At 33.2% G+C, this 17,150-nt stretch carries 13 protein-coding genes; 9 read left to right on the top strand and 4 right to left on the bottom strand.

Features of this window, described 5'->3' with window-relative positions; all coding sequences use genetic code 11:
* Positions 1-5 precede the first annotated feature (5 nt).
* The 4 genes from AC3QLY_RS00085 to AC3QLY_RS00100 all read right to left on the bottom strand — a co-directional run bounded on the left by AC3QLY_RS00085 (position 6) and on the right by AC3QLY_RS00100 (position 7,367).
* A complete protein-coding gene (locus AC3QLY_RS00085; protein WP_492990166.1) occupies positions 6-3,044 on the bottom strand; it encodes a SusC/RagA family TonB-linked outer membrane protein in 3,039 nt (1,012 codons plus the stop codon).
* A gap of 251 nt (positions 3,045-3,295) precedes the next feature.
* The gene (locus AC3QLY_RS00090; protein WP_492990168.1) at positions 3,296-4,756 is read right to left on the bottom strand and encodes a Gfo/Idh/MocA family protein; all 1,461 of its coding nucleotides are present in this window, start codon (positions 4,754-4,756) and stop codon (positions 3,296-3,298) included.
* A 21-nt stretch (positions 4,757-4,777) separates the two neighbouring features.
* Complete coding sequence (locus AC3QLY_RS00095) at positions 4,778-5,902, bottom strand: acyltransferase family protein (RefSeq protein WP_492990170.1); 1,125 nt, start codon at positions 5,900-5,902, stop codon at positions 4,778-4,780.
* Positions 5,903-5,912: 10 nt separating this feature from the next.
* Positions 5,913-7,367 carry a DUF4832 domain-containing protein gene (locus AC3QLY_RS00100; RefSeq protein WP_492990172.1) on the bottom strand — a complete coding sequence of 485 codons (1,455 nt, stop codon included), beginning with the start codon at positions 7,365-7,367 and terminating at the stop codon, positions 5,913-5,915.
* Positions 7,368-7,918: 551 nt separating this feature from the next.
* On the opposite strand from AC3QLY_RS00100, the gene AC3QLY_RS00105 reads away from it, so the two are divergent.
* The 9 genes from AC3QLY_RS00105 (at position 7,919) to AC3QLY_RS00145 (ending at position 17,141) form a co-directional block, all read left to right on the top strand.
* Complete coding sequence (locus tag AC3QLY_RS00105) at positions 7,919-9,010, top strand: SGNH/GDSL hydrolase family protein (RefSeq protein WP_492990174.1); 1,092 nt, start codon at positions 7,919-7,921, stop codon at positions 9,008-9,010.
* A 94-nt stretch (positions 9,011-9,104) separates the two neighbouring features.
* A complete protein-coding gene (locus AC3QLY_RS00110) occupies positions 9,105-10,064 on the top strand; it encodes a DUF6807 family protein (RefSeq protein ID WP_492990176.1) in 960 nt (319 codons plus the stop codon).
* 134 nt (positions 10,065-10,198) lie between these two features.
* Positions 10,199-11,242, top strand: a complete 1,044-nt coding sequence (locus AC3QLY_RS00115; protein WP_492990178.1) for an FAD:protein FMN transferase — start codon at positions 10,199-10,201, stop codon at positions 11,240-11,242.
* Between the two features lie 7 nt (positions 11,243-11,249).
* Complete coding sequence (locus AC3QLY_RS00120; RefSeq protein WP_492990180.1) at positions 11,250-12,452, top strand: Gfo/Idh/MocA family protein; 1,203 nt, start codon at positions 11,250-11,252, stop codon at positions 12,450-12,452.
* Between the two features lie 42 nt (positions 12,453-12,494).
* Positions 12,495-13,301, top strand: a complete 807-nt coding sequence (locus AC3QLY_RS00125) for an alpha/beta hydrolase (protein ID WP_492990182.1) — start codon at positions 12,495-12,497, stop codon at positions 13,299-13,301.
* A 136-nt stretch (positions 13,302-13,437) separates the two neighbouring features.
* Positions 13,438-14,814, top strand: coding sequence for a Gfo/Idh/MocA family protein (locus tag AC3QLY_RS00130; protein ID WP_492990184.1), 1,377 nt, complete (start codon positions 13,438-13,440; stop codon positions 14,812-14,814).
* A gap of 70 nt (positions 14,815-14,884) precedes the next feature.
* Positions 14,885-15,657, top strand: a protein-coding gene (locus tag AC3QLY_RS00135) for an IS5 family transposase (RefSeq protein ID WP_492991269.1) whose coding sequence is annotated in 2 segments (ribosomal slippage) — positions 14,885-15,221 and positions 15,221-15,657 — 774 coding nt in all. Because the reading frame shifts where the segments join, the coding sequence is not laid out codon by codon here.
* 93 nt (positions 15,658-15,750) lie between these two features.
* Positions 15,751-16,251, top strand: coding sequence for an alpha-N-acetylglucosaminidase N-terminal domain-containing protein (locus AC3QLY_RS00140; protein WP_492990186.1), 501 nt, complete (start codon positions 15,751-15,753; stop codon positions 16,249-16,251).
* Between the two features lie 20 nt (positions 16,252-16,271).
* Entirely contained in the window at positions 16,272-17,141 is an 870-nt protein-coding gene (locus tag AC3QLY_RS00145) for an IS3 family transposase (RefSeq protein ID WP_492990188.1), read from the top strand.
* Positions 17,142-17,150: the final 9 nt, after the last annotated feature.

Genomic DNA, 17,150 nt, shown 5'->3' on the forward strand with positions numbered 1-17,150 from the left:
AATTATTAAAAGGTAAGTTGTAAATTAACACCAATTGATCTTGTGGCTGGCAAAGTACCATAAGTAATTCCCTGGTAATTGCCATTACCTAAGCTCATATCGGGATCAAATGTCATCTTTCTTTTACCTAATCCCGGAATACTTAGTAAGGATTCTCCACGATATAACCAGAATAAATTACGAGCAACGGTAGAGAGTCTTGCTCCTTTAATAAATAAAGTGCTTTTTAAGGGAATATCATAGCCTATGGTCAGTTCCCGAACACGGAAACTGGTTGCATCGTATGCAAAAAAATCGCCTACTCCATAACGCTTTCCGGATGCAGTTTGCCAAAACTGTTGCGCAGTTATGGTTGTGGTAACGGGGTTACCATTAACATCAACACCACCTAAACTCCATCCCCCTTCTCTATACTTAGCAGTTGCTTCAGGTATACCACTAAAAGCAAGATTCATCTCAGTTCCATCCACAATAACACCACCAATTCTTCCATCTACTAATATACGCAATGAGAAGTCTTTATATCTAAATGTATTGGTTAATCCTAAATTTTCATTAGGATTGAAGTTACCAATATAAGCTTGTGCATCACCGGTTTGATAAGAGGTTAACGGTGTACCATCTGCATTTACTTCATATCTGCCTTTTGCATCTTTCAACCATTTAAATCCAACCAAATCGCCGTATCGCCCACCTTCCTGTATTTGCATCGTAGCAGCACGGCTATCACCAAAATAAACTGTTTTTAATTCCGGACTAAGAGCAACCACTTTATTTCTGTTTAAGGAAAAGTTCAAGGCTACATCCCAGTTAAAGTTTTTAGAATGTATGGCATTGGCATTCAATACTAATTCTATACCCTGATTTTGGATATTACCTGCGTTAATGTACTGCCGGCTATAACCTGTTGAAGTGGGTAAACCAATTTGTAGTAATTGATTGAATGAATTGCTTTTATAATAGGTCAAAGTAAAGCCCCATTTGTTTTTATTGAATCTGGCTTCAATGCCCGCTTCAGTGTTCTTTACTATTTCAGGTTTTAATCCCGGAATGGGTAATGTGGTGCTTCTACTTAAAAACCCATTACCTGCACCCTGACTATAACCATAAGTACTTGTTAGTAACCCAAATTGCCCACCGTTACCTACTTCGGCATAGTTTAAACTTGCTTTCAAAAAAGAAATATATTCAGGTAAATTTATTAAATCAGAAAGCAATGCAGATGCGCCAACTGAATAATATTGGTATGCATAGGGAGCAGGCAAACGAGAATCCCAATCATTTCGAATACTCGCATCTAAATATATAGCATCTTTATAAGAAAAATTTGCCTGTGCAAAGAGTGCCTGTGTTTGAACCTCAGTACCGGTTTGATATAAAGCTGGATTCGTAGCATAATTTAAACTAAACTTATTGGTTACATTTAATCCATTGGCAATACCTTGCATCAAATCAAACTTGTTATCCTGATAAATTGCTCCAAAATGATAATTTGCTTTAATGTTTTCAGTTATTTTATTAATTCCATCAAATATGGCATCAAACCATTTTTGGGTAGTTACTATATTGGTTTGAGAAAAATACCCACCCCTCTGATTAGCCCACAATAATGTTCCTTGCGAATACTGTTGAGTTAATTTATCAATACTCCTGTCAATATTAGCTCTTCCGGATAAACTTAACCATGATGTTAATTGATATTTTGCTGATAGGAACCCCATAATTCTATCCCTTGTTTCATTCAATGCCGTATTATTAATAATCCAATATGGATTTTGATAAATAGACGTTAAGGTAGAAGGCCAGGGATTTGGAGCAGCCACTCCAACATTATTAATCTTTTGATATTGCTGAGCCTCATATAAACTTATATTTCTCGGAGTTTGAAAAATATCAATTACAGGAGAATTTTCTTCCCCTGTACGAGGCTTATTTTTAATGTCCTGATTTATGTATGTTACTTTTGCATCAGTTGAAAACTTAGAGCTAATTTGGTTCGTAACTCGTAAAGTAACGGTATGCCGTATGAGTACATTTTTGGGTACAATACCTTGAATAGAATTGTTTGTATAAGATAGGTAAGTTTGTGCTTTTGAATTACCCCCAGAAACACTAATAGAATTATTTAAGCCTAAACCTGTTTGAAAAAAGTCTTTAATATTATTCGATTGTGGCGCATATTTTTGGGTTTGGCCTAAAAAATTAGTATAAGTTTGGCCGGTCATTTTTGCCCCCCAGCTATCGCCAAATAATGAATCAACATATTGATTATTATTACCTTGCCCATACATGTTTTGTACCTTAGGTAAGGCAAATGCATTTTCAAAAACAGCACCTGAATTTACGTTTACAGACAGTTTATCTTTTGAACCTTTTTTAGTGGTAATAACGATCACACCATTTCCTGCCTGACTTCCATATAATGCTGCCGCAGAAGCACCTCTTAATACAGTAACTGACTCAATATCATCTGGATTAATATTAGATGCACCGTCTGAGCCTTGAACAGAGCCAAAAGTACCGCCCGCTGCACTATATGTATTGTTTTCAATGGGCACCCCATCAACCACTATCAATGCATTATTATCACCTTGAATAGAGCGATTCCCTCTTAATACTATACGAGCACCGCTACCCGGACCTCCAGACCCCTGATTAATAACTGCATTGGCAATTTTGCCTTGCAAGGAATTTAATACATTGTCTGATGCACGCACACCGGTTAATTCAGATACCTTTACGCTTTGGGTTGCATACACTAAACTTTTTGCTTGCCTTGTAATACCCAGCGCAGTAACAACCACATCTTTTAGTTGACTAGAATCACTCCTCAATTCAATTACGATTGAATGCTCATCGGGCCTAACATTCACTTCTTTTTTTAGGTATCCAACTGAGGTAACCTCCAGCTGTACCCGCCCATCAGGCACTTTTAAAGAAAAATTTCCATCGGCATCAGCTGCAGTTCCCTGCGCTTTACCTTTAATAAGAACAGAAGCGCCCGATATGGGTTTCTTTTCTGAATCAACTATCTTTCCCGTCACAGTTCTAGTTTGTGCAGTTACAGTAAAACTGAACAAAACTAGTGAAGAGAAAAAGCATAGAGAGAAGCTAAATTTCCTCATAACACAGTAGTTTTTGGTAAAAAAATAATAATTACTCTAATGTAAAAAAAAAAGTGAAAATTTCTAATTATATAACTGCACAAACGTTTGCATTTATCACGTTATAACATAAACGACCTAACATTTTTCATGTATTCTATTTCAAAATAATATACGCGATTACAGAAGCGCTACAACACTTTTGTGGTGCCACCATTTTGTAAAGAAATATCGATGGGTTTATTTGAACTCCAAGAACCCCTTGTAAAATCCGGCACATTTATGGGGGATGATTTATGTAAAACAGATGCTTCACTCAAAGGGCCGAGTGCACTCCATAAAGCCGTATCATAAACATCTATATCTACAGGCAACCCATTACGTAAGCAATCAATTAGTCTCCAGTTAATCAAAAAATCCATGCCACCATGGCCACCTACTTCTTTCGCAAAAACACCTAATTTTTTTACAATTTCAGGTTTATACTTTTCTTCAAGCAATTCCATTTCTTTCTGATCTATCCATTCAGGCAATGGTGTTTTTTCCCAATCCTCAGGCAACTCCCAATTTTGCGCCAATGCAATTTTTCCCGGTAATGGATATTTTTGAGCACACGCTTTCGTTCCGCTAATTAAATGAATTCTGGAATAAGCTCTTGGCGAGCTAACATCATGTTGAATCATGATGGTTTTACCTTTATGTGTACGAATAATAGATGTATTTATATTTCCCCGAAAATTTTTATTTTGGTATTTGTCGTAATAAGAATCTTTTTTTGCAAGCTTATTGGCAAGTTCTTTCATCATGAAATCATTACTTGACATGGAAACCAAATATTCCATTTTATCACCCCTATTCAAATTCATTATTTGAGAAATTGGCCCTAAACCATGAGTCGGATATAAATTTCCATTTCTTGTAGCATTTTCTTTTAAACGCCACATATCCCAATATTTGTTTTTCGCAAAATTCCCTTGAAGTAAATAATGTAAATATGCACCTTCACAATGAATAATTTCTCCCAAAAAACCCTGCCTTGCCATATTTAGAGTTAATAACTCAAAAAAATCATAGCAACAATTTTCTAATAACACACAATGCTTTTTTGTTTTTTCAGATGTATTAACCAGCTGCCAACATTGATCAATCGTTTTAGCAGCAGGCACTTCTATTGCAACATGCTTACCTTGTTGCATAGCATACAAGGCCATGGGAACATGCAAATCCCATGATGTTGCTATATAAATAAGATCAATATCAGATTGCTCGCACAACCTTTTCCAATTATTTACATCTCCAGTGTAAACTTTAGGTTTGTGACTGGTGTTTTCCAACAATTGCTTTGCAAATTCAACCCTTTCCATACGCAAATCACACAAAGCATTAATTGCTACTCCATCTATTCTAACTAACTGCCTTAAATGTTCAGGCCCCCTATTACCTAAACCAATAAAACCAACCCTTACAATACCTGTTTTTGGAGCAGCATAACCACACATATTGAATACTTGTTCATCATATTGATTAAAAGTTTCATTAAGTACTATAATATTTTTTTCTTTTAAAATATTACTTTTTTTATGGCTGATAATACCAGCTGTTGTAATACCAAACAATTTTAGAAAATTTCTTCTATTACTATTGTTTTCCATGTTTTTATTTTGAAATATTTATTATAATTTAAAAAAAATACCTTTTTTATAAAGAAAATAGCACAAATACCATTCAATGATGAAAACAGAAAAAGAACCAAATATTACACCAAGTACAATGGGAATTCCAAATAAGTTTAAAATACCTGCAACAAGAATATTCATGTATTCATATAAAAAGTAGGAACTTATAAAATTGAAAAAAAGATAAATGAAAATAGAATTTAATGAAACTATTTTAATTAAAAACCAATATTTCTCATGCTTCTTAATGTCAATCCACCAAAAGCAAAAAGTGAATATTAAAATTGCTATACCAGCAGTAGTTAATATAAATGAGCTGCTGGCAACCCATTTTAAAATTGGTGTAATGTTCATTGAATTTAGAAAAATTCCAAAAATTAATGCAGTAAATCCAAATGAAGTAAGATACAATATTTTGTTTCGAGTAGGCATTAATTTTAAAAGGATTTCACCCACAATTAAACCAAAAATTGTACTTACTGAAGAGGGAATTACATTAAAGGTTGTTCCATAATGCGGATTTACTCTTCCTATTAAAATTACATCTATATAATTTGCGAAATTATGAAGGTCTACGAATGGCTGATTAAATCCGCTAATATTTGAAAACCTGAATAAAAGTTCGGTAGCTAAAAGAATTATGATGCTTACAATTAATTGAAATCCAATATTTAAGTTAATGATCAAAAAAGATATTAATGTAGCAACTGCTAATTCAACTAATACATTAGAAAATTGAAGATTTATATGGTTACCCTTCACAGCATAAATTAAAACTCCCCAAAAAAATAACCAAAAGCATCTTTTTAAAATTTTTTTAAATGATGTAGACCAGGCAACCCCTATTTTTTGTTGTTTGTTATATGACATAGCCATTGAAATACCGGCAACAAACATAAATGCAGGTAATAATAAATCCCAAAAATGCAAACCCTCCCACTCAGAATGGGAAAATTGCTGGTATAAAAAAAAAGTAACTTTTCCTGGAAATGCTTCATATATTTTAAGAAAAATATCAGTTTCTCCAAGCATTAATATTAACATAATAATTCCTCTAAAAAAATCTATTGATAATAATCGGGCACTGTAGTTTAATGGCGGCGATTGAAAATTACTTTCCATGTAATAAAATTTAATTAATTAGTATATTTCCTATTTCATACCAACCTTCATCCGTTTTATTTTCAATAGCTAACTGAACCACAGGTATGTTTTTGCTATTTACAATTCCTATTTCTAATTTATATACGGCTTTCGGTAAACTATTTGGCACTTTCAAAATGCTATTGTATAAAATATCGCCGGGAAGCCAAGTTTTAATTTTTTTATGAGTATTAATTACAGCTGAACGGTTATTCTTATTATCAATTAATCGAATGGCTAAACAAAAATCATCGTAACATGGTGCCACCCCTTTATTTTCCCACCATGTTTCCAGCTTAAGCAACCTATTGTTATTTATAGTATAATTATAACTAATTCGTCTTAAAACATATCTATATCCCATTTTTAATAACCATTCGTTCAACAATGGTATCCACTCTTCGGGTATGGCCGACGATTTTGGATTAAATGTAGATATATGCCATTTAAGTGCCTGGTCAAAAATAAATTTTACATTACCATAAGTATATTTTTGTATATGCTTCCAGTCCCAAAAAGTGCGACAAATTTCAAAATATACAGGAGCAGTTTTCCAACGATTTGTTAAATGAGATTGAATAATAGCTTGTGGGTACCAATCATACATATGCGACCACCCATTTTGCTCTTTCGCCCAAATACCTAAATCGCCCAGGCAATCAGCCCTCCATCCAACATATTTATTTTTTGAAACAATATAGCGATTTGTAGTAGAATCAGTTAACAAGGCTATTAGTTTTGTATTTTTAAAAGAATGCAAATAAACATTTATTAATTTATTGCGCGTTCTGGTTGATAATAACTCTGAACCTTCACCCTCTCCCCAAGCACCAATAATTGCAAGATCAACTGATTCTAAATTTGGATTACCATCATACCTTTTTGCAAACCTTTTAATTAATCCACCAAAATATTTTATATAATTAGAATTTTGATAGTCTATCGCCCACTTATTATTAACTTTATTATGAAAATTAAAATCATATCCAACCATATTTCTATACCATCTGGGAACATCATTAGTACTATCAGGCCCATGAGGTGCAATTCTAATTATTAATTTCTGCCCCCGTCGACTTGCGCTATCTAATGCCTGATCAATTAGGTCCCATCTATATACCCCAATTTCAGGTTGCAAATACTTCCAATATATTCTCCAATAAGCCAAAGTGGTTTGAGGATAATTAGTATTAGTAATAGTACCCCGGTAAGTTTGATAATTAATGGGCAAACCATCTCCCTCTGTCCAATCCCTGCCATTTTGAAGTGTATCACCATTAAATCTTTGATATGTAACAAAACCAATTCCAGGATTATTCAATATTTTAAAACTTTCTATGGGCTTTACAACATTGATGTTTGTATCAATTAAACTTCTACAATAAATTTTGCTTATACTTAAAGGAAACAATAAAATAAATAACCCTATTTTAAATGGAGACATAAATTAATAAATTTTGGTAACGCATTATTGTCATATTGCTACTCACTAAATTTATAAACTTCCAAAAGATTCTGCTATGAAAGCAAGCACACAAACGTTTGTGTAATTTTAAAATATAAAACTATTTATTAAAATATTTAGATTCATATTATAATGAACTATCAAAGCATGTAAATAAACCGCAAATTGGTTGCCATAAATTACAATAAAAATAAAACAGCACTGAGGAAGGAAGAAAAAAACATTAATTTTTTATCATTATTGTCCGACAAAACTTAACTAAAAAATCGCTGTAATCCTTTGTTGTAAATGATTACAGGCTAAAAAATGATTGTTTCAAAATTGGAGGTAGTACCCCATCTTTTGAAATCGGCTGAAATATGTTTCTGTAAAGGGTTTGGACCATTATTTTACAATTTTAGTCGGACAACAATGATTTTTTATATTAAAAATACAATCATTCAAATCTAAATACTTATTAAACACAAATACATTTTACATAATTATTGTTGAAAAAGTATATTTATTCACATCATTTAAAATAAATTTCAATGAAAAAAAATAATACTGCACTACTACTTGCAATACTTTGTAGCATTTTTAATACAACATATGCACAAAAAAAATTTAAATATTACGATGCATATTCTTTAAAGATTGTAGGTATGCCATTCAAAAATGTTAAAAGTTATGAGCGGCTCCCACTTACGTTAAAAAAAAGTGTTAGAATACCAATTTGGTATGAAAGCCTAAATTCAACAGGAATTGCAATTCAATTTGAAACAAATTCTTCATCCATTGCAGTAAAATGGAAATCCGGGGACTCAAGCTATTTCCCGCATGTAGCTGGAACACTTGTTAAAGGGCTTGACCTATATTGCTGGCAAGATGGTAAATGGTATTTTGCAGGTGTTGGTAAACCTTATTCTAAAGTGTATAATGAAGGTGTTTTAATTAGCAACATGGAAAACAAGATGAGACGCTTCATTCTCAATCTACCAATGTATGAAACGGTTGATTCTATTTATATTGGTATAGACTCAAATGCGCAAATTTTAAGTCCCAACAAAACTTTTTTTCTTCCTTACAACCCCATCGTTTTCTATGGAACCAGCATAGTGCAAGGAGCATCGGCATCAAGACCAGGAATGTGCTATCCCTCAATACTTTCACGCAGATTAAATATTGAAACAATAAATTTAGGATTTAGTGGAAATGGATTATTAGATTTAGAAATAGCAGAAATTATGAGTGAAATTAAAGCATCTTGCTATGTTATTGATTGCGGCCCCAATCTTACAGAAGCCCTTGTTAAACAAAGGCTTATTAAATTTATAACATTACTGCACAAAAAAAAGCCGGATACACCAATTATATTAGTAGAAAATATAAATTACCCAACAGGCAGGTTTGATATGAAAGCGAAGGCGCATGTAAGCACTATTAACCAGGAATTCAACAATGCATTTAATTACTTAAAAAAACAAGGCATAAATAATTTATTTTACATAAACCAAAAAAATTTAATTGGAAATGATGGAGATGGAACCGTAGATGGTATTCATTTAACCGATCTTGGATTTTATAGACTTGCAAATGTGCTGGAAGCAGAAATAAATAAGATTGGATTAAGCCGAAAATAATTTATATGGTATAAAAATTAAAAATATAGTAAGTATATTTTCATTTAATATCTACAAATATCAAAAATGACAAAATAATTCAGTTACACACAATATGATATTAACATACATTATATTTAAAAAACATAAAATACAATATCTTTTTTTAATTTTATTATTAGTCTGTAATTCTATTGTAGCGCAAACATTTAAATACATTCAAACTACTAATGGAATAGAAATTTACGAAAAAGAAAAAAAAGTATTATTTTTTCAACAAGCTCCCAAAAAACTAAATGATAAATATGAAAGAGCCGGATACGTTCATCCATTATATGGTTTAAACAATGAAATACTTACCGATGACTCACCAATTGATCACCCTTACCACCGGGGAATTTTTTGGGCATGGCATCAAATTATACAAAACAACAAACAAATTGCTGACGGTTGGACTAGCACAAATATTATTTTTAAACGGCCTGAAATTAGCATAAATAATAAAGCCGAAAGTATAGCTTTAACAAGTAATATGAAATGGGGCTGTTTATGTTTAAAAGACAGTGTTTATAATATTATCAATGAGCATACAACTATAACGATATATAAATCAGTAAATAATTACAGACTAATTGACTTTGATATTTCATTATTTCCTTTGATTAGAAATATGTTCATTGGAGGTTCAAATGACTATAAGGGATATGGTGGTTTCTCATTGCGATTAAAATTTCCAAAAAATTTTGAAATTTATGCTATCAAAGGGTTAGTAAATCCACCTAAAAGATCAATCAAAGTTGGTAATTGGGTTAATTTTGTGGGAACATTTGATAACGCAAAACAAACTAAAACTGGCATTGTAGTGTTTGCTTACCCATCTCCAAAAAATAAAAAAACAAAATGGGTTTTAAGAACAAATAAAAGCATGCAGAATATTGCTTTCCCCGGTAGAAAGCCCATAAAAATAAATGAGGATGGCCTTTCTATTCACTACAGAATACTGATATATACCGACTTTATAGCAAAAAACCAGATTATTCAACTATACAACGAATACACATCAAATAAAAAATAATACAAACGTTTGTGTATAAAACATATTGGTAAGCAATAATAATAACTATAATTTAGAATTACATTCCAAAAAATGGTCAATACCTTAATTGACTAAGATTGAATTGATTTTACTATTACAATAATACTGTACGTATGTACAAGACAAAGCTTCATAAACAAAATAACTTATTCTTTTATTACCCTTTATTCATTTTTATATTTATTGCTATATTCTCTTTTACTTTTAATCAAAAAAATACTTTAAAGAAAATATACCTAACTGGCTATGCACAGGGAACTAGCTGGCATATTACTTACTATGCAATAGACACTGTTGTTCGTAAAATTCAAATTGACAGTATACTTTTGGCTTTAGATAGTTCACTCTCAATATACAAACCTTACTCTAAAATTGTTGCATTTAATAATAGTTCAAAAGGTATATACATTGATGTGCATTTGAAGAATGTTATAAAAAAATCATTAGAAGTATATACACAAACAAATGGCTTATCTGATATTACGGTACAGCCGCTGGTTGAAGCCTGGGGTTTTGGAGCAAAGCCAATAAAACAATACCCTGATTCAACTTTTATAGAACAAACATTAAAGTGCATTGGAGCAAATTATTTAAACTTAGAAGATAATTTTTTAAGTAAGAGTAAGCCATGTATTAAAATCGATGTAAATAGTATTGCACAGGGATATAGCGTAGATGTGTTAGCAAATTTTTTCGCAACAAACGGAATAAAAGATTACATCATAGAAATTGGTGGAGAGTTACGCATTCACGGAAGAAAACCAGGTAACAAAAAATTTAGCGTAGGAATAGAAGCTCCCAATGATGATGATATTTTTGGCACTGTAATGGAAAAGAAATTATTAATTGATAGTGGAGCGATAACTACATCAGGAAATTATAGAAAATATCTTGAAAAAGATGGAAAAAAAATATCGCATTTAATTGACCCCCGGACTGGATATCCAATTCAAAATGAAATGATCAGTGTAACCGTATATGCTAAAGATGCAATAACTGCTGATGCTTATGATAATGCACTGATGACGATGGGCTTAAAAAAATCGCTTGAATTTATCAATAACAGAAATGATTTATCGGCCTGGATAATTTATTATAATGCAAATGGAAAGATTGAAGATACCGGAAGCAGCCAATTTTATAAATTAATAAATTAACATACAAATGAAAAGAAGAAGCTTTATTAAAAACTCTACTTTGCTAACCGGAAGCATGCTAATACAGAAACACTTAAAGTATCAGAATACATTCACTTCAAATGAAATAATTAATATCGGTCTTATCGGATGTGGAGGTCGTGGAAATGGTATCATTGATGATGTTATAACAAAAATGATTGATAAATTTCGGGTTGTAGCCATCTGTGATATTTTAGATTTTAGATTACAAGAAGCAAGTAAGTTGGTACCAAAAGCAATAGCATATAAAAATTATTTGCAGTTATTAGAAGATAAAAACGTTGATGCAGTTATTATTGCAACACCACTTTATTTACATTATAAAATGGCGGCAGATGCTTTGCATGCAGGCAAACACATTTATTTGGAAAAAACAATGACCTTTACAATTGATCAGGCCATTAACCTTGTGCATCAAGCTAAGCAGCATCCTAACCAAATATTGCAAATTGGTCATCAACTTCCTTATACTCCTTTATATCAACGAGTATATGAAATGATACAAAAAGGACATCTTGGAAAAGTTACACAAATAGACTGTAGATATGACAGAAATTCTAATTGGAGGAAACCAGTTACAGATCCGAATTTGGAAAAAATAATCAATTGGAGAATGTACAAAGCTTATTCAGGTGGCTTAACCGCTGAGATATTAGCACATCAAATAGAATTTGTGAATTGGGCATTTAACACACATCCTGATTACATTTTCTCAACCGGTGGTATTGATTTTTATAATGATGGCAGAGAAACATTTGATAATGTGCAAGTAATGCTTAGATACGAAAAGGATAAGATGATTGGGAATTATGGGGCCACTTGTGCAAATTCAAGGGATGGCTTTATTTTTAAAATAAAAGGTTCAAAAGGAACAGTAGAACTATTATTTGAAGAAGGATATTATTACCCGGAAGCAGAAACTAAAAAACAACTTGAAACGGTTGATGGTGTTGCCGGTGCAACGAAAATTGAGTGGAAAAAAGACGGAGGAATTCCAATTTTAAAAACCCCAATGAAAGAAGCCACTTGGTATGCATTCGAAGATTTCTATAAATGCATTACTGAAAAGAAGCAACCATTGGTTGATGTTGTAGCCGGAGCTAAATCAGCCATTTCAGTTTGCCTTTCTAATGAAGCATTATATAACAAAAAAATTGAGAATTGGAAAAGTGAATTCAATGTTTTATAAATTGATTATAGTGTATCCAATTTACCATTTGCAATAAAATTTATGCTTAACAAAAGTGACAAAATATATCTCTATTCAAAAACTGAAATAGAGTTATTAAAGATGCAAGCTGATGATGAAATTCCATATATTGAGTATTATCCATCCAATGGCACTTCTACGAATAAAACAGCTATACTAATATGTCCGGGTGGTGCCTATACAAAACTTAGTTGGGAACTTGAGGGTACTACTCCGGCACTTTTTTTCAATAAAAATGAAATTGATATATTTATTTTACACTATCGCCTGAATAATGAAGAACAAAAAGGATATCTTTATCCGGCACAATATAATGATGCTAATAAAGCATTACAAATTATTCATGAATTAGCACCTGCGTTACAAATAAACAAACAGAATATTGGGATTATGGGGTTTTCTGCTGGAGGTCATTTAGCAGCAACTGTTTCTACTTTAAACGCAAAATCGCATGCTAAAAAAATTCCTGCATTTTCTATTCTAATTTACCCAGTTATAACTATGGAAGAACCATATGTCCATAAATTAAGTAGAAGAATGGTATTGGGTGAATCACCAACAAAAAATCAAATTCATTTATTATCAGCAGAAAAAAACATTACACCTAATACACCTCCTACTATTTTAATTCATGCATTTAATGATGAATTAGTATCTGTACAAAATAGCATTCTTTATTTTCAGCAACTTTTACATTTTAATATTCAAAGTGCCTTATTTATTTATGATCATGGTGGCCATGGATTTGGAATACCTGAAAATGATAAATGGCTTTATAAATGGCCGGAACAGGTTATTTCTTGGATGCATTCAATGAAACTCTGTTAACTTTTTTTATGAAATTATTAGTTCAACTTTAAGATTCAAACCTTTAAAACCATATTTTCCGCTAACGTTTGCATATCCGAGTAGTTAAAAATTCAGTTAAGTTTACTTTATTCAATAAAACTAAAAGTAGATTGCAATGTACAACCGTAGAAAATTTATTAAAAATACTGCGTTAACTGGCGCAGGTATTGCGCTTCTTTCTAATCCAATTTTATCTTTTGCATCCATAAAAAAAGAAAAAATAAATGTTGCTATTATTGGTGTAGGGGCCAGAGGCAAATTACATTTAGAACAAATGCTAAAAAGAAATGATGTTAATGTAATAGCAATTGCTGATCCTGATGAGCACAGCATTAGTAGGGCACAAGAAGTTTTGGCTAAATATGGTAAAAGCCCAGTTAAGGCATATAATAACGGACCCAATGATTATAAAAGATTACTCGACAGGAAAGATATTGACAGTGTAATTATAGCCTCGCCTTGGGAATGGCACATACCCCAGGCATTATATGCCATGCAAAATAAAATAGCAGTTGGCTTGGAAGTTTCTGGCGCATTACAACTTCAAGATTGCTGGGATATTGTAAATGCCTATGAAAAAACAAAAATACCTGTAATGATTTTGGAAAACGTTTGCTATAGAAGAGACATTATGGCTGTTCTAAACATGGTTCGCCAAGGTTTATTCGAAGATGTATTACATGTTGAAGGTGGATATCAACACGATTTACGTGCAGAGTTATTTAACACTGCAGATAAATGTTGTTCAGGTGTAACTTTTGGCCCTACAGCTAAAGGATCAGCAAAGTGGAGAACCGAATACTATGTAAAAGAAAATGAAGACAATTACCCAACACATGGCTTAGGGCCTGTTGCCATGATGATTGATATTAACAGAGGAAATAGACTAACCAAGTTATCGAGCATAGCTACGCCTGCAAAAGGATTTAACAGATATGTTGCTAAAAACCCATTGGGTGGCCCCAATAGCCCAAATGCAAAACTGAAATTTAAACAAGGCGACATTGTAACTACACAAATACAAACGCATAATGGACAAACTATAGTTATAACATTATCAACTTCATCGCCTCGCCCCTATAATTTAGGTTTTAAAGTACAAGGCACAAATGGACTTTGGCAAGAATTTTCAGCCGGCGAATTTGATAAGGGTTTAATTTATTTTGAAGATAAAAGCCCCGCTGAAACTTGGGAAAACCCAAAAAAATATATGGAGCAATATGATCATCCGCTTTGGAAAAAATATGCTAATGAAGCTGTAGGTTCTGGACATGGTGGAATGGATTTTTTTGTAGATAATGCATTTGTTGAATGTATAAAAAGAAACATTAATTTTCCCTTAGATGTATATGATTTAGCTACCTGGTACTCCATAACGCCTATTAGCAGAACCTCTATTGCTCAAGGGGGAACCTTGCAGGATATTCCTGATTTTACAAAAGGTGCTTGGAAAACAAGAAAAAATACGTTTGCACTAAATGATGATTATTAGAGCATATCTCAAAAGTATGTTTTTTGTAATAAATTGAATGAATTTGCCGTTTATAAGAGAAACGACATTTATGGATATCACAAACGAACAATGGGACTTGATCTGTGGGTTGATTGAAAAAAATATTCCGGCCAAAAAGATAGCCGGACGTCCTCGAGTAGATGATAGAGCAATTTTAAATGGGATATTATGGATATGTAGAACCGGGGCACCATGGAAAGACCTGCCAGATCGATATCCACCTTATCAGACCTGTCACCGGCGATTTCAGGAATGGGTAAAGTGTTTGCTATGGGAGCAGATATTAAGTCGCCTGGCGGTGGATTTAAAAACTAGGGGAAAGATTGATTTGGCAGAATGTTATATTGACGGCAGCTTTTCAGCGGCTAAAAAAGGGGCTTTGGAGTTGGGAAAACTAAGCGGGGCAAGGGTACGAAGCTCATGGCAATTGCAGACCGTAATGGTCTTCCTATCGCCATTTCCACACATGAAGCAAGTACCCATGAGATTAAACTCGTTGAAAAAACGATATCAAAACGATTTACGCGAACAAAGCCTAAACGCTTGATTGGGGATATGGCTTATGATAGTGATCCTCTTGATAAAATACTTAAAGGGAACCGCATCAAAATGATCGCTCCACATAAAACCAACCGGGTGAAAAAGGCCACACAGGATAGACGTGAATTACGACGATACAAAAACAGGTGGAAGATCAAAAGAGTCTTTGCCTGGATTCAGCAGTTTCGACGTTGTCAAACAAGATTTGATCACTATGATGCCAATTTTCTCGGATTTGTACAATTAGCTTGTACAGTTACATTATTAAGAAACTACTTTTGAGATACGCTCTAGTCTTTTCAGTTTTTTCATAAAGCAATCAGTTCCGTTATGTCTATTTCGGAACTTTTTATTTTAATACAACAAATACTTATTATGCGCAGAATATATTTTATAGTTGTTATCATTGCATTTTCACCAAAGCTTCATGCACAAAATAAAGATGCTATTTTACAACTAATTAAAAGAATTATCCCCACACATGCATCATCATTTAATGTTAGTTATAAAGAATCAACTTCAGGTAAATATTTTTTTGAAATATATACAGAAAATAATAAAATTCTGTTAGTGGGCAATAACAATGTTAGCATTGCAAGCGCCTTGTATTATTATTTAAAAAATATAATTCATTGCGATATAAGTTGGAATGGAACAAATTTAAAATTACCCCAAAAACTACCTTTATTAAAAAAGAAAATAGTTTGTAACAGTCCCTATCAGTACAGATATTATATTAATTATTGCACAAACAATTATACTATGACCTGGTGGGATTGGAATAGATGGGAGAAAGAAATTGACTGGATGGCATTAAACGGTATTAATATGCCCCTTGCAATTATTGGGCAAAATATCATTGAAAAAAAGCTTTAAAGCCTTGCGATAAACGAGTGATGGTGGAACAGCTGCGGGAAGAGCGGCCAAAAGACATCGGCAAGGCGTGTCGTATACTACAAATAAGCCGCAGCTCTCTTCAATACAAGTCTGTAAAAGATGATAGCACAGTGATACACCTGTTGCAGCATCTTTGTCAAACAGTGGAAGAAGAAGGTTTCTGGAAGTTCTATGGGCGGATCGGGTTACAGGGCCATAAAGTGAATCACAAAAGAGTGTACAGGATTTACAAGCAGTTAGGGCTAAGGATGAAGCGTAAATGCAGGAAGCGCCTGCCGGCACGCATCAGGGAGAAACTGGAAGTTCCTTCCTCCTTTAATCAAACCTGGAGTATTGATTTTATGAGTGATGCCTTAAGCAATGGTCGGAAGTTCCGTTCATTCAATGTGATTGATGACTATAACCGGGAGATCCTTTTTATTGAAACAGATTATTCACTGAAGAGCAGCCGTGTACTATGGGTATTAAAACACTTGATAGCCCGGTACGGCAAACCTAAAAAGATACGTATGGATAATGGTCCGGAGTTCATTGCCGGGATAGCAAAACGATGGAGCGAAGCGAACGAGATTGATTTTAAGTACATACAACCAGGCAAGCCATCGCAAAATGCGTATATAGAGCGGTTTAATCGTACCTACCGGGAAAAAGTATTGGATGCCTACTTGTTCGACAGCCTTGATGAAGTTCGTGAGATAAACGAAACGTTTATGTACGATTACAATCTCCAGCGGCCCCATGATGCCTTGGGAGGTTTACCTCCGGCCCTGTACAGGGAACAAGCAATAGAGAGCAGCGAGGCCACTGCTTTTGGGCTTCGTTACGCTTCGGCTACGCCTTCGCTTCACTACGCCCAAAAGCATGATTAATATCAGAAC

The organism is Hydrotalea sp. GW822-HT8A01 (assembly GCF_058798575.1).